This window comes from Collinsella sp. AM41-2BH (genome assembly GCF_003468085.1).
Lineage (GTDB): Bacteria > Actinomycetota > Coriobacteriia > Coriobacteriales > Coriobacteriaceae > Collinsella.
Genome location: NZ_QSGH01000048.1, coordinates 1 through 1,267, shown reverse-complemented (window position 1 = coordinate 1,267; position 1,267 = coordinate 1). Strand labels below are relative to the sequence as shown.

Genomic DNA, 1,267 nt, shown 5'->3' with positions numbered 1-1,267 from the left:
GGCCCGAAAGAAAGGTAGGAGGCCATGACGAAAGGTCTGCACGTGCCTTCCGAGATCGGCAAGCTCAGGAAGGTCTGCCTGCACCGTCCCGGCGACGAGCTCCTCAACCTGCCGCCCGACGAGCTCGAGCGACTCCTGTTCGACGACGTCCCGTTCCTGGAGGTCGCGCAGCAGGAGCACGACACCTTCGCCCAGATCCTTAAGGACCAGGGCGTGGAGGTGCTCTACCTCGAGAACCTCGTCGCAGAGGTGTTCGACCAGGTCCCCGGCGCCCGCGCCGAGTTCACCGACCAGTACATCGCCGAGGCAGGCATCCGCGGCCAGCAGATGCCGCAGATCGTCCGCGAGAAGCTGGACTCCATCGAGGACAACCTCGAGTTCGTCAAGAAGACCATGGCCGGCATGACCAAGGCCGAGATCGACATGCCCCTCACGGCGTCCACGACCCTCGACTCCCTGGTCAACTCCGAGTCCGAGTCCGACCTGATCATCGACCCGATGCCCAACCTCTACTTCACCCGCGACCCGTTCGCGGTCGTCGGCGAGGGCGTCAACCTCAACCGCATGTACTCGGTCACCCGCAACCGCGAGACCCTGTACGGCAAGTACGTCTTCAAGTACCACCCCGACTACAAGGACGTCTCCCTGTACTTCCGCCGCGACTGCCAGTTCCACACCGAGGGCGGCGACGTGCTGAACATCAACGAGAAGACCCTCGCCGTCGGCATCTCCCAGCGCACCCAGGCGGCCGCCATCGACGTCATGGCCCAGAACATCTTCTGGAACTCCGACTCCAAGGTCGAGCGCATCCTGGCCTTCGACATCCCGGTCTCCCGCGCCTTCATGCACCTCGACACGGTCTTCACCCAGATCGACGTCGATAAGTTCACGATCCACCCCGCCATCATGGGCACCCTGCGCGTCTACGAGCTGACCGCCGGCAAGAACCCGGGCGACGTGAACATCCGCCTGATTGAGGACACCCTCGAGCACGTCCTGGAGGACGCCACCGGCGTCGACCAGGTCAAGCTGATCCCCTGCGGCGGCGGCGACCCGATCGCGGCCTCCCGCGAGCAGTGGAACGACGGCTCCAACACCCTGTGCGTCGAGCCCGGCAAGATCTGCGTCTACGCGCGCAACACCGTCACCAACGACGTGCTGTACAAGGAGGGCCTGGACCTTCTCGTCGTGCCCTCCGCCGAGCTCTCCCGCGGCCGCGGCGGCCCGCGCTGCATGAGCATGCCCTTCTGGCGCGAGGACCTCTAAG

Annotated in this window: 1 protein-coding gene; it reads left to right on the top strand. The window is 65.2% G+C overall.

The annotated features are described in order from the left end of the window. Positions 1 to 24 precede the first annotated feature (24 nt). Entirely contained in the window at positions 25 to 1,266 is a 1,242-nt protein-coding gene (gene arcA, locus DW899_RS10405) for an arginine deiminase (RefSeq protein ID WP_117584235.1), read from the top strand. The last annotated feature ends 1 nt before the right edge of the window (position 1,267 follow it).

Bases quoted from the DNA above. Each gene is read 5' to 3' on its own strand.
- arcA (WP_117584235.1), top strand. From the start codon at position 25: ATGACGAAAGGTCTGCACGTGCCTTCCGAGATCGGCAAGCTCAGGAAG.